This window comes from Nocardiopsis sp. NPDC049922 (assembly GCF_040660275.1).
In the GTDB taxonomy this organism is placed as follows: Bacteria; Actinomycetota; Actinomycetes; order Streptosporangiales; family Streptosporangiaceae; genus Nocardiopsis.
The window spans coordinates 1-17,858 of sequence record NZ_JBFAME010000005.1 but is presented as its reverse complement, the minus strand read 5'-3'; the positions used below and the strand labels follow the sequence as shown (position 1 = coordinate 17,858).

Here is a 17,858-nt window from a genome sequence, read left to right as displayed (position 1 = left end):
GCTCGGGGCCGGTCCGGTCACGCACGTGGGCCGAGCGTCACCCGCCCTCCCGCGCATGCGGCAGGATGGAAGTATGCAGCCTTCGGACTTTTCACCGAACAGTGCGGTTGACCTCGCTGCGCGCAAGGCGGCCTTGGAACGCGAGGCCAAGCAGCGCGCCGAGGAGTCGGCCGGTCGAGCCAACCCGTACGCCGTCAACGTCGACGAGGCCAACTTCCAGGCCGAGGTCCTGGAACGGTCGATGTCCGCCCCGGTCGTCCTCGCCGTGCTCGCCGGATGGTCGGAGCAGTCCAAGCAGGTCGAGAGCGCCCTGGACCGCCTGTCCTCGGCCTCGGGCGGCAACTGGTTCCTCGCCAAGCTCGACAGCGAGGCCAGCCCGCAGCTCGTGCAGGCCCTGCGCGTGCCGACCACCCCGATGATCATCGTCGCCGTCCAGGGCCAGGTCATGCCCGGCCCCGCCGGTCCGGCCACCGAGGACCAACTGCGCGACTGGCTCGGTCAGGTGTTCGCCGCCCTCGCCGAGCAGGGCATGCTGCCCCCGGGCCACCCCGGCACCGTCGAGGGGGAGCCCTCGGCCGAGGCGGGGCAGCAGGCCGAACAGCCTGAGCAGCCCGGGGTCGACCCGGTCGACGCCGAGGCCCAGGCGGCCCTGGAGCGCGGTGACCTCGCCGCCGCCGAGGCCGTCTACGCCAAGGCCGTGGAGGCCTCCCCGGACGACGTCGAGTCCAAGCTCAAGCTCGCCCAGGTCCGCCTGGTCGGCCGCCTCCAGGAGGTGGACGCGAACGCCGCGCGCACGGCCGCGGCCGACCGCCCCGAGGACGTCGCCGCCCAGTGCGTCGTCGCCGACATCGACATGTACGGCGGCAAGTTCGAGGACGCGTTCGACCGGCTGATCGCCACGGTGAAGCGCACCGGGGACGACGACCGCGACAAGGCGCGCACCCACCTGCTCTCGCTCTTCGAGCTCCTGCCGCCCGGCGACCCGCGCGTGGCCGCCGCCCGCCGCAAGCTCACCTCCGCGCTGTTCTGACGTGTGTCCCCGGGGCACGACGGGGTGCCGACGGCGGACGGGAATTCCGACGTCGGCACCCGGGGATGCCCAGGGCGTCACAAACATGGACAAACGGGTAAATCGTCGCGTTCTTCTGCTCCCACGGGCGGCGGGATAGCCCACCGAGCAGGGGGTACGAACCCGGTGACGGCGGGTCGCACGGCCCGATGGCGATCCGGCAGGTGCCCATGAACGACGACACTCCCCGCGGTGGCCCCGTGGTCACGATCTCGGCGACCTTCGGCACCGGAGGCGCCGTGATCGGCCCCGCGGTCGCCGCGCGGCTCGGCGTGCCCTTCCTCGACCGTGCCGTCCCCAGTGCGGTGGCCGCCCACATCGGCTGCTCCCTGGAGGAGGCGCTGCGCCACGACGGCCGCAGCCCCGGCGGTCTCGAACGCCTCCTCGCCAGCGCGGCGCGACTCCCCACCGTCACCCTCGGCGGTGTGGACACGGCGCTGGCCGGGTCCACCGACGAGCAGGGGCGCCTGCTGTACGACCACGAGTTCGTCGAGGAGACCGAACGCGTCATCGGTGAGGTCGGCCACTCCGGGGGAGTGGTGCTCGGCCGTGGGGCCGCCGTGGTCCTGGCCGACCACCCCACCGCCCTGCACGTACGCGTCGACGGAGACCGGCACGCCCGGCTGCGCCGCGCCCGCGAGCTGTTCGAGTCCGGGAACCGCGACGAGGTCGGCGGCTACGACTGGTGCGACACCGCGCCCACCCTCCGGCTGCTCGACGACAACGACCGCGCCCGCACCGCCTACGTCCGCCGCTTCTACCGTGTCGACCCCGCGTCCCCGGATCTGTACCACCTCCTCCTGGACGGCACCGCGTTCACCATCGAGGCGTGCGTGGACATCGTGGTCCAGGCCGCCCGGGGCCGAAGAGCGGACGAGGACGGCACGGGCGGTGACGCCGGGAACGCGACGAACGGCGGGGACGGCTGACCCGGTCGGGTTCTGTGACGTCGCCTCGCCGCCCAGCGACCGTCATGGAAAGTTATGGAGTTTTTTACCAAGGGTCGAAATGTCCCCTCCTGCTGACGATCTGGCCTTGACTCCGGTAGGGTGAGGCGACCCGGTCGCGAGTCCGAACCAGCCCCCTCCCGTGACCGCGGTCCCCGGCGCGGTGCACCATGGAGAGATACCGCGCGCAGCGGACACGCAGACAACCCCAACGCTCCGCCCGAGCGGGCACGCGTGTCGAGACCGCGCTCGGCGCGGGGTCGGCGCGCGGCGTCGGCCGGACCGGGCGCGGGGTCGGCGGAGGGCGACGGGCGGGCGTCCCACCCCGCCCCGAAGCGGCCGCTGGGCGTGGTGGGCGACGGGAGGGGGTGCCGGGCGCCAGCGTCGACGTCCCCGGGAACGGGGCCGCCCGCGCGCCCCACCGACGCACGACACCAAGCAAGAGCCAAGGAGCAACACGTGGCCAGCCTTCCCAGCGTTTCCTACTCCCTCACCGTCCGCCTCGAACTGGACGCGGGGGGCAGTGCCGTCGGCAGCCTCACCAACGCCGTCGAGCACGTGGGCGGCATGATCACCGCGCTGGACGTGGCGGCCGCCGGTCACGAGCGCATCCGGATCGACGTCACCTGCGCCGCGCGCGACACCGACCACGCCCAGGCGATCGTCGACGCCCTGGGGTCGGTCGAGGGCGTCACCGTCCACAAGGTCAGTGACCGCACCTTCCTCATGCACCTCGGCGGCAAGATCGAGATGTCGTCCAAGGTGCCGCTGCGCAACCGCGACGAGCTGTCCATGGCCTACACCCCCGGCGTCGCCCGCGTCTCCCAGGCGATCGCCGCCAACAAGGACGACGCCCGCCGCCTGACCATCAAGCGCAACAGCGTCGCCGTGGTCACCGACGGCTCGGCCGTCCTCGGCCTGGGCAACATCGGCCCCGAGGCCGCCATGCCCGTCATGGAGGGCAAGGCCGCCCTGTTCAAACGCTTCGCCGACATCGACGCCTGGCCGATCGCCCTCGACACCCAGGACGTCGACGAGATCGTGCGCACCGTCCAGGTCCTGGCCCCCGGGTTCGGCGGCATCAACCTGGAGGACATCTCCGCCCCCCGCTGTTTCGAGGTCGAGGCCCGTCTGCGCGAGCTGCTCGACATCCCCGTCTTCCACGACGACCAGCACGGCACCGCGATCGTCGTCCTCGCCGCGCTGCGCAACGCCCTGCGCGTGGTCGGCAAGGAGCTGAGCCAGGTGCGCGTCGCGATGTCGGGCGCGGGCGCCGCCGGCACCGCCATCCTCAAGCTGCTCATGCACGCCGGCGCCAAGGACATCATCGTCTGCGACGTGCACGGCGCGGTGCACGCCGACCGCGAGGAGCTCGACGACAACCTGCGCTGGATCTCCGAGCACACCAACCCCGAGGGCTACTCCGGCGACCTCAAGGGCGCCGTGGCCGGGGCCGACGTCTTCATCGGCGTCTCCGCTCCCAACCTGCTCACCGGCGACGACGTCGCCGAGATGAACGACGGCGCGATCATCTTCGCGCTGGCCAACCCCGACCCGGAGATCGACCCCGAGGTCGCCCACCTGCACGCCGACGTCGTCGCCACCGGCCGCAGCGACCACCCCAACCAGATCAACAACGTGCTGGTGTTCCCCGGCTTCTTCCGCGGACTGCTCGACGCCCAGAGCCACGAGGTCACCTCCGACATGATGGTCGCCGCCGCCGAGGCGCTGGCCGACGTGGTCACCGAGGACGAGCTGGGCCCGAACTACATCATCCCCAGCGTCTTCCACTCCGACCTGTCCACGCACGTGGCCACCGCCGTGCGCGAGGTCGCCCAGCGGGGTCGCGGCAACTGACGCCGGGGCGCGAACCTGGGTAAGGGGGGACCATGGACCAGCCGAGACTGACCGGGCGACTCCTGGTGGCCGCCCCTCTCCTCCAGGAGGACTCCTTCCGCCGCTCGGTGGTGTTCGTCGTGGACGACACCGCCGACGGCACCCTCGGGGTGATCCTCAACCGCCCCCTGGACACGACCGTCGACCAGGTCGTGACCGACTGGGGCGCCTACGCCAGCGAGCCCGCGGTGATGTTCTCCGGCGGACCCGTCGGGACGGGCTCCGGCATCGCCCTGGGGGTGCCGGGCACGAGCGATCCGCCCCCGGGCTGGTCCCCGTTGGAGGGGTTGGACCCGGGCCTGGGCCTGGACGGTGTGGGCGTGGTCGACCTGGACGGGCCGCCGTCCGTGCTGGGCGGCGCGCTGGGGGCGTTCCGCGTCTTCGCGGGCTACGCCGGGTGGGCCGCCGGTCAGCTGGCCGGGGAGATCGACGAGGGCGCCTGGTACGTCGTCCCCGCGATCGCCGACGACGTGTTCACCACCGCCCCCGAGCGGCTGTGGTCGCGCGTGCTGCGACGGCAGGGCGGCGAACTCGCGCTGCTGTCGACCTACCCCGAGGACCCGACGATGAACTGAGCGGCGTCGAGCGACCGCCGTGGGGTGCGCGGCACCCTATACCGTGGAACGCAGACGTGGAAAGGTGTGAGGAACGATGTCGATGGATGTCTTCAACAAGGTTCTCCCGGAGAGCGAGACCAGGCCGGACACCTCGCACGACGACGGTGACCGCGAGCGGTTCGCGCACTACGTGCAGAAGGACAAGATCACCGAGAGCGCCGTCACGGGCAATCCGGTGATCGCCCTGTGCGGCAAGGTGTGGGTCCCCAACCGGGATCCCAAGAAGTTCCCCGTGTGCCCCGAGTGCAAGAAGGCCTATGAGGAGCTCATGAAGTAGGCGTGCTCCCAGACGCCCGCGTCATGCTCCGACGGGCGGGCCCCGGCACGTCGCGCGTGCCGGGGCCCGCCCGTCTCGACGCCGATGACGAGGGCCGTCGCGCCCGCGGGACGCGGTCACGCCGCCGGCACCGGAGCGCCGCGCCCGACATCCGTCACCGGGAACTCGTTCTTTCCGTGTCGCGCGCACTCACGGACGCCGGTCAGGCGGTTATCGTGGTCCTGCACGATTTGGGGCTTGCGGCCGCCTACGCCCATCGTGTGGCGGTGCTGTCCGAGGGACGCGTCGCCGCACGGGGCGCACCCGCGGACGTGTTCACGGCGCCGCTCCTCAGCGACGTGTACCAGCACCAGGTCGATGTCCTGCCGCATCCGCGTACCGGGGCCCCGCTCGTCGTTCCCCGCAGGTAGGCGTCGGAGCGCACGAAAGCGTCCACAGGAGTAGGTCCTATTGGTCTCCACAACTGAACGGCACAAGTACGACGACCCCCACCCCCGCCGCGGGCGGGGCCGTCGAGGCCCGGAAGGCGGTCGGCGCCGCAGGGCCCGGCGGCCCCGGCACACCCCCGGCGACGTCGTCCGCGCCGTCGTCCGCACCATCGGCGAGATCCTGCTGACCGCGGGTCTGCTCATGCTCTTCTACGCCGGCTACGAGGTCTACGGCGGTCAGTGGGAGACCGACCGGGAACAGCAGGAGCTGGCCCAGGGCCTGGAGGAGGCCTGGGCCGCGCAGGAGGACGACGCCGAACCCGGCCCGGAGTCCGAGCCGCTGCCCGGCAGCGCGGACAGCCGCCTGTACCTGCCCGACCTCGACCTCCAGTGGGTCGTGGTCAACGGGACGACGCAGGAGGACATCCGCAACAGCCCCGGCCACTACACCGAGTACGACACCGGGCCCGGCGAGCTCGGGAACTACGGCGTCGCCGCGCACCGGACCCCCGGCCTGTTCTGGGACATCGACCAGCTGGACGACGGCGACGTCATGGTCCTGGAGGACGGGGAGAACTTCTACACCTACGAGGTGTTCCGCGAGGAGACCGTCGACCCCTCCGACGTGTGGGTGATCGAACCCGACCCGTTCGACGACGCCAGCGACGAGCACCCCGAGCGTTCGCTGATCACGCTCACCACGTGCGCCCCCAAGCTGAACAACACCCACCGGCTGATCGTCTGGGCCGAGCTCACCGAGACCACCCCGAAGTCCGAGGGCATGCCCGAATCGATCGCCCACATGGCGCCGGACGCCGACGAGGACGAGGAGTAGAGACGGATGTACGGACTGATCTGGCGCGTGCTCCCCGGCCCGTGGCCGTCCAAGCTGATCCTGTCGGTCGGCCTGCTGGCGGGCGCGTGCGCGCTGCTGTGGTTCTTCGCCTTCCCGGCGATCTCCCCGCACATGCCGTTCAACGACGGCGCCGTCGACGTCCAGGGCGCGAACGCCGTCCCGGAGGGCCCCGGCGCGCTGCCCGGCGACGGGTCCCCCTCGACGTCGGAGTCCCCGTCGGAGTCGGAATCCCCCGAGCCCTCGGCCTCCGAGAGTTCCTGAGTTCTCGCTCGCCCGGGTGACGGCGCCGCGCACGGTGTGTGCGGCGCCACGCGAGCGGCTCCCGGACCGGTCTCCGGGGGCCGCTAACCTCTACCAGGTGAGCAACGGGGGACCAATCGCATGACGGTGACGCAGACCACCACGGAGGACCGCCTGCGCGGGCTCCGCGCCTGGCAGCGGGAAGCGTTCGAGGAGTACTTCCGCCGGGAACCACGCGACTTCCTGGCCGTGGCCACGCCCGGCGCGGGAAAGACGACCTTCGCCCTCACCCTGGCGAGCGAACTCCTCAGACGGCACGCGGTCCGCTCGATCACGATCGTGTGCCCCACCGAGCACCTCAAGAAGCAGTGGGCCGAGTCGGCCGCCCGCTTCGGCATCCCCATCGACCCCGAGTTCCGCAACGGCCAGGGCGCGCTGGGCCGCCAGTACATCGGCGCGGCGGTCACCTACGCGCAGGTCGCCGCGCACCCGATGCTGCACCGCAACCGCACCGAGGCGCGCAAGACGCTCGTCATCTTCGACGAGGTCCACCACGCCGGCGACGCGCTGTCCTGGGGCGACGCGGTCCGCGAGGCCTTCGACCCCGCCGCGCGGCGGCTCAGCCTGACCGGAACCCCCTTTCGCTCCGACATCAACCCGATCCCCTTCGTGGACTACGTCCAGGACGGGAACGGGGTGCGCCGGTGCTCGTGGGACTACAGCTACGGCTACGCCCCCGCCCTGGAGGACGGGGTCGTGCGACCGGTCATCTTCATGGCCTACTCCGGGGAGATGCGCTGGCGCACCCGCGCGGGCGACGAACTCGCCGCGCGCCTGGGCGAGCCGCTCACCCAGGACGCGCTCTCCCAGGCCTGGCGCGCCGCCCTCGACCCCAAGGGCGACTGGATCAAGAAGGTGCTGCAGGCCGCCGACCGCCGTCTGACCGAGGTCCGCAAGACCCACCCGGACGCGGGCGGCCTGGTCATCGCCAGCGACCACGAGAACGCCCGCGCCTACGCGCGCATCCTGCGGCAGATCACGGGCAAGGGCGCGACCGTCGTGCTCTCCGACGACCCCACCGCGTCGAAGAAGATCTCCCGCTTCTCCGCGGGGGACGACCGCTGGATGGTCGCGGTGCGCATGGTGTCGGAGGGCGTGGACGTCCCCAGGCTCATGGTGGGCGTGTACGCCACCTCCACCAGCACCGCCCTGTTCTTCGCCCAGGCCATCGGCCGCTTCGTGCGGGTGCGCAAGCGGGGCGAGGTCGCCTCCGTGTTCCTGCCCTCGGTGCCCACGCTGCTGGAGTACGCGGGCGAGATGGAGCGCGAACGCGACCACGTCCTGGACCGGCAGCCCTCGGACGAGGAGTATCCGGAACAGGACCTCATGAAGGAGGCCAACCGGAAGCGCGACACCCCCGAGGCGGGGGAGGAGCTGCCGTTCGAGACGATGGAGTCCGCGGCCGAGTTCGACCGCGCGCTCTTCGACGGCAACGAGTACGGCAGCGTGCCCGGGTCCACCGAGGAGGAGGACTTCCTCGGACTCCCGGGTCTGCTGGACCCCGACCAGGTCTCCCAGCTGCTGCGCAAGCGCAACGCCGACCTGAGGGCCAGTGAGGTCAAGGCCAGGCGCAAGACCGAGGAGGAGCCCGACGAGGGTCCCACGCACGAGGTCGTCGCCGAGCTGCGGCGCGAGCTCAGCGGGCTGGTCGGCGCGTGGCACCACCGCACCGGGAAGCCCCACGGCGTCATCCACAACGAGCTGCGCCGGGCCTGCGGCGGCCCGCCCGTCGCCCAGGCCTCGCCGACGCAGATCCGCGAGCGCATCGCCAAGCTCCGCACCTGGGCGGTCGGCCGGAAGTAGCCGAGATCGGGCAAACACTTCGCAAGTTCGCGCACGGCTCATCGGCGGAGAGTGTTCGTCTCGCTACAGTACGTGTGGTGATTCGACGAAGCTCTAGCGGTGGCGCAGCCGCACTGTGGTCCGGAATGGTCGTGTGCGGGATCGCCCTGGCGGGGATCGTGGCGGGTACGGCGTACCGGCCCGCCGACGCCGGGGAGGCCCCGGGGGCGTCCGTCGCGGCGGGGAGTCGACTCGACTCCTGCGTCTCGTCGGCCGTCGACGCCCGGCTGGCCAACCCGGGCCAGGCCGCCCAGTTCCCCGAGAGCAGCGACGTCACGCCACAGCAGGCCGCCGAGTACGAGCGGCTCCTGCGCGAGGCGATGCTGCCCCTGCGCGGTCAGCAGGCCGAGCCGACGCGGGAGGTTCCCGTGGTCGTGCACGTCATCTCGGCCTCGGACGGGCGCGGCGCCGTCGGCGATGGGCAGATCCGGCGGCAGATCGACGTGCTCAACCGGGCCTACCGGGGCGGGTACGCCTTCGGCGGGGAGGGAGCCGACACGGGCTTCCGCTTCCACCTGCGCGACATCACCCGCACGGTGAACGACACCTGGTTCCGCGACTTCAGCCGCCACCGCGACGAGGCGCGCGCGAGCCTGCACCGGGGCGGCGCCGAGACACTCAACCTCTACACGACCCGCCTGGACACCGGGCTGCTCGGGTACTCGACCTTCCCGCAGAACCACAAGGACAAGCCGAAGCAGGACGGCGTGGTGGTCGCCTACGACACCCTGCCCGGCGGCGACCGGAACCGCTTCAACCTGGGCCACACCGCGACCCACGAGATCGGCCACTGGCTGGGCCTGTTCCACACCTTCCAGAACGGGTGCGACGACCCCGGCGACTACGTGGACGACACCGCCTTCGAGCGTGAGGCCGCCTCCGGCTGCCCCCGAGGCCGCGACACCTGCCGCACGCGCCCGGGCGAGGACCCGGTCATGAACTTCATGAACTACTCCGAGGACGCGTGCATGACGCACTTCACCCGGGGCCAGGGCCAGCGCATGGTCGACCACTGGATGGCGTTCCGGTCCGGGAAGGGCAGGGGCGAGTCCGACCCCCGCATGGCCGCCGCCCCGTCCTCCGCCTCGGAACGCGGACCGTCCATGGACGTCCGCGCCGCCGTCGCCCCGGACGGACGGGTCGAGGTCAGCGCCTCGATGCGCTAGCGCACCGGTGCGGCCCGGTCGGTGGGGGAGACCCCTCCGGACCGGGCCGTTCCCGTCTCCCCGGCCGCGGGGCCGTGCACCTGGGCGGCCGACGCGCGCCGCTAGGCTGTGAGCATGGCAGCGAACACCTACCTGACCGGTATCAAGCCCACCGGTGACTTCCACCTGGGCAACTACGTCGGCGCGATCAAGCCCGCCCTCGCGGCGGCGCACGAGTACGACACGTACTACTTCATCGCGGACTACCACGCGCTCAACACCGTCACGGACGCCGAGGAACTCCGGCACAGCATCCGGTCGGGCGCTGCCACCTGGCTCGCGTGCGGACTCGACCCCGAGCGCACCATCGTCTACCAGCAGTCCCGCGTCCCCGAGACGTTCGAGCTCACCAGCATCCTCAGCGCCCTCACCCCCAAGGGCCTGATGAACCGCGCCCACGCCTACAAGGCCGCCCGCGACCGCAACGTCGCCGCGGGCGTCACCGACCTGGACGCCGGGATCAACATGGGGCTGTTCAACTACCCCATCCTCATGGCCGCCGACATCCTCGTCATGGAGAGCACGCACGTGCCCGTCGGCCGCGACCAGACCCAGCACCTGGAGTACACCGCCGACATCGCCGGGTACTTCAACCACCGGTTCGGCGAGGGGTACAGCTTCCCGATCCCCAAGGGCGTCATCGACGACAGCGAGGCGAGCATCCTGCCCGGCGTCGACGGCCGCAAGATGAGCAAGTCCTACGACAACCACATCCCGCTGTTCCTGCCGGAGAACAAGCTCAAGAAGACGATCCGCCGGATCCCGACCGACTCCACCCCGGTCGAGGACCCCAAGGACCCGGACGGCTCGGTCCCCTTCCAGCTGCTCCAGCACTTCGCCGACGCCGAGACCGTCGACGACGTGCGCAAGCGGCTCGAGGCGGGCGGCATGGGCTGGGGCGAGCTCAAGAACGAGCTGTTCGAGGCGGTCAACGCCGAGATCGGCCCCAAGCGGGAGCGCTACGAGGAGCTCATGGCCGACCCCGAGCGGATCGACGCGGTCCTGATCGAGGGCTCCGAGCGCGCCCGCAAGCGCGCCCGCGCCACCATCGACAAGGTGCGCGCCGCCATCGGCGTCGCCTGAACGCGCGCCGAGGCGGACACACCCGCCGGAGGGCGGGCCTCACCCGACCACGGGCTCGCCCTCCAGCTCCACACCGGCCGCGCGCAGCCGCTCCAGGGCGGCGTCCACCGTCGGCCGCGCCACCCCGGCGGTCAGCCCGAGCCGGACCCGCGTGCGGAACCCCTCGGCGACGGCGTCCAACGCGGTCGCCCGGACGCAGTGGTCCGTGGCGATGCCCACCAGGTCGACCTCGTCGATCCCGCGCCCGCGCAGCCAGTCGGTCAGGGGCGTGCCGTCGTCGCTCGTCGTGCCCTCGAAGCCGCTGTAGCCGTCCGCGTACTGCCCCTTGCTGAAGACCGCGTCCACGCGGGCGGTGTCGAACGCCGGATGGAAGTCGGCCCCGGGCGTCCCCGCGACGCAGTGCCTGGGCCAGGTGCGCACGTAGTCCGGCTCGTCGGAGAAGTGCGCGCCCGGATCGATGTGCCAGTCGCGGGTGGCGACCACGGCGTCGTAGTCGTCGGCGTGCTCACGCACGTACTCGGTGACGGCCGCCGCGGTGTCCGCGCCCCCGGCCACGGCCAGGCTGCCGCCCTCGCAGAAGTCGTTCTGCACGTCCACCACGATGAGTGCCTTCATCGCCGCTCCCTCGCTTTCCCTCGTTCCGACGTCACTGGTGGAAGACCGTGGGCAGCGCCACGTCGCCGCGCGACATCCGCAGCGCCTCCTCCGGGAGCTCGGACAGCGTCTCCCGGTGCCGCTGGCGCGCCTCGTGCGCGCTCTCGTGTCCGACCACCTCGCCCCCGACCACCAGTGGGCGCAGCAGCGGGCGGGTGCCCCTGTCGCCCGACGGCTCGTGGGTGTACACGTCCTCGCTCACGGCGCTCCCGCGGTCGTCCAACCGGCGCACCGCCCACTTGCGGCCGCCCCGGCTCGGCTTGCCCACCGAACGCTTGGCGACCGGTTCCAGGGGCGCGTCCGGCGCCGTGTCGCGCGCCCGGGCCACCAGCTTGTACACGAGGGACACCGTGGGCGCGCCCGAACCGGTCACCAGGGCGGTGCCGACGCCGTAGCCGTTCACCGGCGCCACCGCCAGCGCCTGGACGGAGTGCTCGTCCAGGTCACCGGTGACCACGATCCGGGTCTCGTCGGCCCCCAGGGCGTCCAGCTGCGCGCGGACCCGCCCGGCGGTCGCGGCCAGGTCCCCCGAGTCGATGCGCACCGCGCCCAGCTTGGGCCCGGCCAGTTCCACGGCGGTGCGCACGGCCCGTTCGACGTCGAAGGTGTCGACCAGCAGCGTGGTCTCCGGCCCCATCGACTCCAACTGGGTCTGGAAGGCCTGCCGCTCGCTGTCGTGCAGGAGGGTGAAGGCGTGTGCCGCGGTGCCGCCGGTCGGGATCCCGTAGGTCCGTCCCGCCTCCAGGTTCGACGAGGTGGCGAACCCGGCGATGTAGGCCGCCCGGGCCGCCGCGACCGCCGACCGCTCGTGCGTGCGGCGCGAACCCATCTCGATCAGCGGTCGGCCGCCCGCCGCGACCACCATGCGCGAGGCGGCGGAGGCGATCGCGCTGTCGTGGTTGAACACGGAGAGCGCCAGGGTCTCCAGGACGACGGCCTCGGCGAAGGACGCCTCCACCACCAGGATCGGGGAGCCGGGGAAGTAGGCCTCACCCTCGCCGTAGCCCCACACGTCCCCGGAGAACCGGTAGTTCGCGAGCCACTCCAGCGTCCGGTCGTCCACCACGCCCCGGTCGGACAGGAAGTCGAGTTCGGCCGTGCCGAAGCGGAACCGCTCCAGCAGGTCCAGGAACCGCCCGGTCCCGGCCACGACCCCGTACCGGCGTCCCTCCGGGAGCCTGCGTGCGAACATCTCGAACACCGACCGACGTCCGGCGGCCCCACTGCGCAGGGCGCCCTGCACCATGGTCAGTTCGTAGTGGTCGGTGAGCAGTCCGCTGCTGCTGTCCTCGCTCATGGGCATGAGCCTAGTTCTTGCGCGGCCGTGCTCAGGAGGCCGCCCCACCAGCGGCGAGTCAGCCGACGGAGTGGGCCATCTCATCAATACCCATTTGGTTGGTAGGGAACAAGTTGTGGGTACCCTGGATCGCATGCTGAGGATTGATCGCTCGATCTACGACCAGATCGTCGCCCACGCCCGCCGTGACCACCCGGACGAGGCGTGCGGCGTCGTGGCCGGTCCCGAGGGCTCCGACCGCCCCGAGCGGTTCATTGAGATGATCAACGCCGAGCGGTCTCCGACCTTCTACCGGTTCGACTCGCTCGAACAGCTGAAGGTCTGGCGTGAGATGGACGACAACGACGAGGAACCCGTCGTGATCTACCACTCCCACACCGCCACCGAGGCCTACCCCTCGCGCACCGACATCTCCTACGCATCCGAGCCCGGCGCCCACTACGTGCTCGTGTCCACACGCGAGTCGGACACCGTCGAGTTCCGTTCCTACCGGATCATCGACGGCGAGGTCACCGAGGAGCCGGTGGAGATCACCGGCGGCGACCAGGGCGGCCAGTAGGGCCGTACCAGCGGGGCCGCCGACCGGAATGGGAGCGGCCGGGCCCCTGTTGGGAATGAACGCACAACAACGACCGCTAACGGAGACACCTTCATGGCCATCGAGGTCCGTATCCCCACCATCCTCCGCAACCTGACCGGCGACGCCAAGGTCGTCGAGGGCTCCGGTGACACCCTCGGCGCGCTCTTCGAGGACCTGGACAGCCGTTTCCCCGGGATCGGAGAGCGCCTGGTGGACGGCGGCAAGCTGCGCCGCTTCATCAACGTCTACCTCAACGACGAGGACGTCCGTTTCGTCGGCGGACTGGAGGCCGAGCTCTCCGACGGCGACAACGTGACCGTCCTGCCGGCCGTGGCCGGCGGCAGCCGCTAGGCCGGGCATGCGCTACGACTCCCTGCTCGACTCCCTCGGCGGCACGCCGCTCGTCGGCCTGCCCCGCCTGTCGCCCTCGCCGGAGGTCCGGCTGTGGGCGAAGCTGGAGGACCGCAACCCCACCGGCTCGATCAAGGACCGCGCCGCGTTCTTCATGATCGAGCAGGCCGAGAAGGACGGGCTGCTCTCGCCGGGCTGCACCATCCTGGAGCCGACGTCGGGGAACACCGGCATCTCCCTGGCCATGGTCGCGAAGCTGCGCGGCTACCGCATGGTCTGTGTGATGCCGGAGAACACCTCCGCGGAGCGCAAGCAGCTGCTGAGCATGTGGGGCGCCGAGGTCCACTACTCCGAGGCGGCGGGCGGCTCCAACGAGGCCGTGCGCGTCGCCAAGGAGATGGCCAAGGCCCACCCGGACTGGGTGATGCTCTACCAGTACGGGAACCCGGCCAACGCCCGGGCCCACTACGAGACCACCGGGCCCGAGATCCTCGCGGACCTGCCGGAGATCACCCACTTCGTGGCGGGGCTGGGCACCACCGGCACCCTCATGGGGGTGGGCCGGTACCTGCGGGAGAACAAGCCGGACGTGCGGATCGTCGCGGCCGAACCGCGCTACGGCGAGCTGGTCTACGGCCTGCGCAACCTGGACGAGGGGTTCGTCCCCGAGCTGTACGACGAGCGGGTGCTGACCACGCGCTTCTCCGTGCCCTCGGACGCGGCGCTCAGGCGGACCCGGGAGCTCCTCGACCTGGAGGGCATCTTCGCGGGCATCTCCACCGGCGGCGCCCTGCACGCCGCCCTGGGGGTGGCGCGCAAGGCCGAGCAGGCGGGGGAGCGCGCGGACATCGTGTTCGTCATCGCGGACGCCGGATGGAAGTACCTGTCCACCGGGGCCTACGAGGGGACGCTCGACGAGGCCGAGGAACGGCTGGAGGGCCAGCTCTGGGCCTGAGGGCCCGTGGGACGCGACCGCCCCGGCGGCGGTCGGTCCGCCCCGGCCGGGAGGGCCGGCGCCCCGCACGGGGCGCCGGCCCTCGGCGCGTCCGGCGGGGGCCGACACGCCGGGCGCCGACGGCCCCCGCGCGGTGACCGAACCGGACACCCGTGGTCAGGTCGTGTGAAAAATTCACACGTGACGCACGTCGCCTGAGATGCAGGCCACATTTTGTACCACCTGGCCGGGCATTGGGGTACACCCGTAACAACGGGACATCCGCAGAACCAGCCGCCATCCGCGCCCAGCGTCGCCACGGACGACGGGGGCGCCACGGAACGCCGCGCGGCCCATCGAGAAGGCGACGACGACGTGCGACTCACGATTATCGGGTCCTCCGGGAGCTTCCCCGGGCCGGACAGCCCGGCCTCCTGCTATCTGGTCGAGGTGGACGGCTACCGTCTGCTCCTCGACATGGGCAACGGGGCGTTGGGCGCGCTCCAGCGGCATGTCGACATCTACTCCGTGGACGCGGTCTACCTGAGCCACCTGCACGCCGACCACTGTTTCGATCTGTGTTCCTACTGGGTCGCGCGCATGTTCCCGCCCGGCGGCCTCAAACCCCGCATCCCCGTCTACGGCCCCCAGGGCGTGGCACTGCGGATGGCCGAGGCGTACGGCCTGGACCCCGACCCCGGGATGACCGAGGCCTTCGACTTCCACGAGCTCACCGTCGGCGACTTCCGGATCGGGCCGTTCGCCGCCCGGGTCGACAAGGTCAACCACCCCGTGGAGGCCTACGGGATCCGGCTGGAGCACGGGGGCCGGACCCTGGCCTACTCCGGGGACACCGGGGCGTGCGACTCGCTGATCGACCTGGCCGCCGACACCGACCTCTTCCTGTGCGAGGCGGCCTTCCAGGACCACCGGGAGCACCCCAAGGACATGCACCTGACGGGGAGCGAGGCGGGCGAGCACGCCAGCCGGGCCCGTGCGCGCAAGCTGCTCCTGACCCACCTCGTTCCGTGGAACGACGACGAGGTGACGCTCACCGAGGCGCGGTCCACCTACGACGGACCGATCGGGCTGGCGCGCAGCGGTGAGACCCACATCGTCGGGGCCTGACACTTCGCGACTCCCGCACCGAAGGACACTCCGCGGATATACGCTCTTTCCATGGCTCGACCTGACGGACGCGTTCCGACCCAACTCCGACCCGTGACCATCACCCGCAACTGGCTCCGCCACGCGGAGGGCTCCGCACTCATCGAGTTCGGCGACACCAGAGTCCTGTGCGCGGCCAGCGTCGAGGACGGTGTGCCCCGGTGGCGGCGGGGCACCGGCGAGGGGTGGGTCACCGCGGAGTACGCGATGCTCCCCCGCGCCACCGACACCCGGGGCGCCCGCGAGTCCGTCCGGGGCAAGATCGGCGGCCGCACCCACGAGATCTCCCGCCTCATCGGCCGTTCCCTGCGCGCCGTCGTGGACTTCAAGGCGATGGGCGAGCACACCATCACCCTGGACTGCGACGTGCTCCAGGCCGACGGCGGCACCCGGACCGCCGCGATCACCGGTGCCTACGTGGCCCTGGCCGACGCGATGAAGTGGCTGCGCAAGCGTCGCAAGCTGAAGAACAACCCGCTCACCGGGTCGCTCGCCGCGGTGAGCGTCGGCGTGGTGCAGGGCCAGCCCCGGCTGGACCTCAACTACCTGGAGGACTCGGTCGCCCAGACCGACATGAACGTCGTGGTGACCGGCGAGGGCAAGTTCATCGAGGTGCAGGGCACCGCGGAGGGCGCGCCCTTCGACCGGGAACTCCTCGACTCCCTGCTCGACCTCGCGGTCAGCGGCTGCGAGGAGCTGACCGCGATCCAGAAGAAGGCACTGGCGGAGTGACCGCGGCGAACACGGCGGACTCCACGGGCCCGGTGGGCGGGCGCGTGGGCAGGCGGATCGGCGAAGTCCCGGGAGGAGGTGGGCAGGTGCGGCTCGTACTGGCCACCCGCAACGCCAAGAAGGTCCCGGAGATGCGGGACATCCTGGCGGAGGCGGGTGTGGAGGCGCGGGTCCTCGCGCTCGACTCCTTCCCTGACGCTCCGGAGGTCCCCGAGACCGAGCCGACGTTCATGGGCAACGCGTTGCTCAAGGCCCGGGCGATCGCCGCGCACACGGGGCTTCCCGCGGTGGCGGACGACTCCGGCCTGAGCGTCGACGAACTCAAGGGCATGCCCGGAGTGCTGTCGGCACGGTGGTCGGGGCGGTTCGGCCGCGAGGACCGGGACGGAGCCAACCTCGACCTGGTGCTCGACCAGCTCGCCGACACCCCGGCCGAACGCCGGGGCGCGCAGTTCGTGTGCGCGGCGGCGTTGGTCATGCCGGACGGTGTGGAGATCGTGGCCGAGGGGGTCCTGCGCGGTCGACTGCTGCGGGAGCGCCGGGGGGAGAACGGGTTCGGCTACGACCCGGTGTTCGTCCCCGAGGGGCACACGAGGACCACGGCCGAGATGTCCGCGCGGGAGAAGAACGCGATCAGCCATCGGGGCATCGCGTTCCGCAGGATCGCCCGGGAGCTCGCGGAGATGATCTGAGCTCGCACCGCTCCCGCGAGCCACCGGTGACGGTGTGTCCGGGAGCGCCGCGCACGAGCGAACGCGGGGTGGCGGGGCGCGAGCCTCGGAGCCGCCCCGCGTTCGCGCTGTCAGGGGGATGCGAGGCTCTCCGGAGGAATCTGGGATCCGGGGGTTTGAGCCGGGGGCGAGCGGGGCAGGATGGATCTTGCCTGGATATGGTCCAGGTCACAGACAGCCGGTCTCCGGAAGGAGATCGACTCGCCCGGAGGCGCCGCTAGTCCACGACCCGATCGCCAGGATGACGATCGACGTGGGACGTCCGAGAGATGAGGGTTACCCTTCACCGAACGGATGGAGTTGACGCTTCCGGGCCCATTGTCTAGACTCGGCAAGTCTTCGCGGGACGGCGAGCGTCGGTCAGTCGACTCGGACCCGGGCCGCGATCCATAGACCTCCTCCCCCTCGCACCGGTTCGAGCATGTGCTCGGTACGGGTAGGATCGGGGAGCCGCATCAGGAATCCGGATGGGCCTATTGGTTCAGTGCGGATGAATGAGGCGAAACGGGTGCTTTACCCCGTTCGGTTGATCCGGAAGCCGCCGATTTGGCGGGACACGGAACACCTGATAAAGTAAAGACACAACAAAGCGGAAACGCAGACGCCTTCCACGGAAGAGCGACCGGACACACCACCCCGCAAGGGTCAAAGGTTCGGGGCTTGTACGGGAAGAGCGGTTGTTTCTTGAGAACTCAACAGCGCGTGTTTGATTTTCTTTAAGCCATGTTTGTTTTGGCCCCGTCACACACGAACCCCTCGTGGTTCGGTGTGCTGGGTTCCTTTGATTGACCACGAATAGTGGTCGGTCAGGATTACTTCTAGGTTTACCCGCCCAGACCCCTTTCGGGTGGTCGGGCCGGGTTGTTTGACCTTTATGGAGAGTTTGATCCTG

At 71.1% G+C, this 17,858-nt stretch carries 19 protein-coding genes; 17 read left to right on the top strand and 2 right to left on the bottom strand.

What is annotated here, in order from left to right; all coding sequences use genetic code 11:
• Positions 1 to 73: 73 nt before the first annotated feature.
• The 11 genes from AB0I72_RS11095 to AB0I72_RS11045 all read left to right on the top strand — a co-directional run bounded on the left by AB0I72_RS11095 (position 74) and on the right by AB0I72_RS11045 (position 10,520).
• Positions 74 to 1,030 carry a tetratricopeptide repeat protein gene (locus AB0I72_RS11095; RefSeq protein WP_358565722.1) on the top strand — a complete coding sequence of 319 codons (957 nt, stop codon included), beginning with the start codon at positions 74 to 76 and terminating at the stop codon, positions 1,028 to 1,030.
• A 209-nt stretch (positions 1,031 to 1,239) separates the two neighbouring features.
• The gene (locus tag AB0I72_RS11090; RefSeq protein ID WP_358565720.1) at positions 1,240 to 1,998 is read left to right on the top strand and encodes a cytidylate kinase-like family protein; all 759 of its coding nucleotides are present in this window, start codon (positions 1,240 to 1,242) and stop codon (positions 1,996 to 1,998) included.
• Between the two features lie 477 nt (positions 1,999 to 2,475).
• The gene (locus tag AB0I72_RS11085; protein WP_358565717.1) at positions 2,476 to 3,873 is read left to right on the top strand and encodes an NAD-dependent malic enzyme; all 1,398 of its coding nucleotides are present in this window, start codon (positions 2,476 to 2,478) and stop codon (positions 3,871 to 3,873) included.
• A 32-nt stretch (positions 3,874 to 3,905) separates the two neighbouring features.
• Entirely contained in the window at positions 3,906 to 4,487 is a 582-nt protein-coding gene (locus tag AB0I72_RS11080) for a YqgE/AlgH family protein (protein ID WP_358565714.1), read from the top strand.
• A 76-nt stretch (positions 4,488 to 4,563) separates the two neighbouring features.
• A complete protein-coding gene (locus AB0I72_RS11075) occupies positions 4,564 to 4,806 on the top strand; it encodes a DUF3039 domain-containing protein (RefSeq protein ID WP_075927591.1) in 243 nt (80 codons plus the stop codon).
• Positions 4,807 to 5,021: 215 nt separating this feature from the next.
• Positions 5,022 to 5,216 (top strand): hypothetical protein, encoded by a 195-nt coding sequence (locus tag AB0I72_RS11070; RefSeq protein ID WP_358565710.1) that lies wholly within the window; start codon positions 5,022 to 5,024, stop codon positions 5,214 to 5,216.
• A 40-nt stretch (positions 5,217 to 5,256) separates the two neighbouring features.
• The gene (locus AB0I72_RS11065) at positions 5,257 to 6,069 is read left to right on the top strand and encodes a class E sortase (protein WP_358565707.1); all 813 of its coding nucleotides are present in this window, start codon (positions 5,257 to 5,259) and stop codon (positions 6,067 to 6,069) included.
• Between the two features lie 6 nt (positions 6,070 to 6,075).
• Complete coding sequence (locus AB0I72_RS11060) at positions 6,076 to 6,351, top strand: hypothetical protein (protein ID WP_358565704.1); 276 nt, start codon at positions 6,076 to 6,078, stop codon at positions 6,349 to 6,351.
• A gap of 120 nt (positions 6,352 to 6,471) precedes the next feature.
• A complete protein-coding gene (locus AB0I72_RS11055; protein ID WP_358565701.1) occupies positions 6,472 to 8,193 on the top strand; it encodes a DEAD/DEAH box helicase in 1,722 nt (573 codons plus the stop codon).
• Between the two features lie 131 nt (positions 8,194 to 8,324).
• A complete protein-coding gene (locus AB0I72_RS11050) occupies positions 8,325 to 9,398 on the top strand; it encodes a zinc metalloprotease (RefSeq protein ID WP_358566637.1) in 1,074 nt (357 codons plus the stop codon).
• A 114-nt stretch (positions 9,399 to 9,512) separates the two neighbouring features.
• The gene (locus AB0I72_RS11045; RefSeq protein WP_358565698.1) at positions 9,513 to 10,520 is read left to right on the top strand and encodes a tryptophan--tRNA ligase; all 1,008 of its coding nucleotides are present in this window, start codon (positions 9,513 to 9,515) and stop codon (positions 10,518 to 10,520) included.
• 39 nt (positions 10,521 to 10,559) lie between these two features.
• Here AB0I72_RS11045 and AB0I72_RS11040 read toward each other — a convergent pair whose 3' ends face one another.
• Positions 10,560 to 11,135, bottom strand: a complete 576-nt coding sequence (locus tag AB0I72_RS11040; RefSeq protein ID WP_358565696.1) for a nicotinamidase — start codon at positions 11,133 to 11,135, stop codon at positions 10,560 to 10,562.
• A gap of 31 nt (positions 11,136 to 11,166) precedes the next feature.
• The gene (locus tag AB0I72_RS11035; RefSeq protein ID WP_358565693.1) at positions 11,167 to 12,471 is read right to left on the bottom strand and encodes a nicotinate phosphoribosyltransferase; all 1,305 of its coding nucleotides are present in this window, start codon (positions 12,469 to 12,471) and stop codon (positions 11,167 to 11,169) included.
• 133 nt (positions 12,472 to 12,604) lie between these two features.
• On the opposite strand from AB0I72_RS11035, the gene AB0I72_RS11030 reads away from it, so the two are divergent.
• From AB0I72_RS11030 to rdgB, 6 genes are all read left to right on the top strand, one after another.
• Positions 12,605 to 13,030, top strand: coding sequence for a M67 family metallopeptidase (locus tag AB0I72_RS11030; protein ID WP_358565690.1), 426 nt, complete (start codon positions 12,605 to 12,607; stop codon positions 13,028 to 13,030).
• A gap of 93 nt (positions 13,031 to 13,123) precedes the next feature.
• Entirely contained in the window at positions 13,124 to 13,402 is a 279-nt protein-coding gene (locus AB0I72_RS11025) for a MoaD family protein (RefSeq protein WP_358565687.1), read from the top strand.
• 7 nt (positions 13,403 to 13,409) lie between these two features.
• A complete protein-coding gene (locus AB0I72_RS11020; protein WP_358565684.1) occupies positions 13,410 to 14,357 on the top strand; it encodes a cysteine synthase in 948 nt (315 codons plus the stop codon).
• A gap of 354 nt (positions 14,358 to 14,711) precedes the next feature.
• Positions 14,712 to 15,464, top strand: coding sequence for an MBL fold metallo-hydrolase (locus tag AB0I72_RS11015; RefSeq protein ID WP_358565681.1), 753 nt, complete (start codon positions 14,712 to 14,714; stop codon positions 15,462 to 15,464).
• A gap of 51 nt (positions 15,465 to 15,515) precedes the next feature.
• Positions 15,516 to 16,235 (top strand): ribonuclease PH, encoded by a 720-nt coding sequence (gene rph, locus AB0I72_RS11010; RefSeq protein ID WP_358565678.1) that lies wholly within the window; start codon positions 15,516 to 15,518, stop codon positions 16,233 to 16,235.
• Between the two features lie 86 nt (positions 16,236 to 16,321).
• A complete protein-coding gene (gene rdgB / locus AB0I72_RS11005) occupies positions 16,322 to 16,927 on the top strand; it encodes an RdgB/HAM1 family non-canonical purine NTP pyrophosphatase (protein ID WP_358565675.1) in 606 nt (201 codons plus the stop codon).
• Positions 16,928 to 17,858 lie beyond the last annotated feature (931 nt).

Excerpts from the sequence above, each read along its gene's own strand:
- AB0I72_RS11095 (WP_358565722.1), top strand. The coding sequence starts at position 74 with ATGCAGCCTTCGGACTTTTCACCGAACAGTGCGGTTGACCTCGCTGCG.
- AB0I72_RS11090 (WP_358565720.1), top strand. The coding sequence starts at position 1,240 with ATGAACGACGACACTCCCCGCGGTGGCCCCGTGGTCACGATCTCGGCG.
- AB0I72_RS11080 (WP_358565714.1), top strand. The coding sequence starts at position 3,906 with ATGGACCAGCCGAGACTGACCGGGCGACTCCTGGTGGCCGCCCCTCTC.
- AB0I72_RS11075 (WP_075927591.1), top strand. The coding sequence starts at position 4,564 with ATGTCGATGGATGTCTTCAACAAGGTTCTCCCGGAGAGCGAGACCAGG.
- AB0I72_RS11060 (WP_358565704.1), top strand. The coding sequence starts at position 6,076 with ATGTACGGACTGATCTGGCGCGTGCTCCCCGGCCCGTGGCCGTCCAAG.
- AB0I72_RS11055 (WP_358565701.1), top strand. The coding sequence starts at position 6,472 with ATGACGGTGACGCAGACCACCACGGAGGACCGCCTGCGCGGGCTCCGC.
- AB0I72_RS11045 (WP_358565698.1), top strand. The coding sequence starts at position 9,513 with ATGGCAGCGAACACCTACCTGACCGGTATCAAGCCCACCGGTGACTTC.
- AB0I72_RS11040 (WP_358565696.1), bottom strand. The coding sequence starts at position 11,135 with ATGAAGGCACTCATCGTGGTGGACGTGCAGAACGACTTCTGCGAGGGC.
- AB0I72_RS11035 (WP_358565693.1), bottom strand. The coding sequence starts at position 12,471 with ATGAGCGAGGACAGCAGCAGCGGACTGCTCACCGACCACTACGAACTG.
- AB0I72_RS11030 (WP_358565690.1), top strand. The coding sequence starts at position 12,605 with ATGCTGAGGATTGATCGCTCGATCTACGACCAGATCGTCGCCCACGCC.
- AB0I72_RS11025 (WP_358565687.1), top strand. The coding sequence starts at position 13,124 with ATGGCCATCGAGGTCCGTATCCCCACCATCCTCCGCAACCTGACCGGC.
- AB0I72_RS11020 (WP_358565684.1), top strand. The coding sequence starts at position 13,410 with ATGCGCTACGACTCCCTGCTCGACTCCCTCGGCGGCACGCCGCTCGTC.
- rph (WP_358565678.1), top strand. The coding sequence starts at position 15,516 with ATGGCTCGACCTGACGGACGCGTTCCGACCCAACTCCGACCCGTGACC.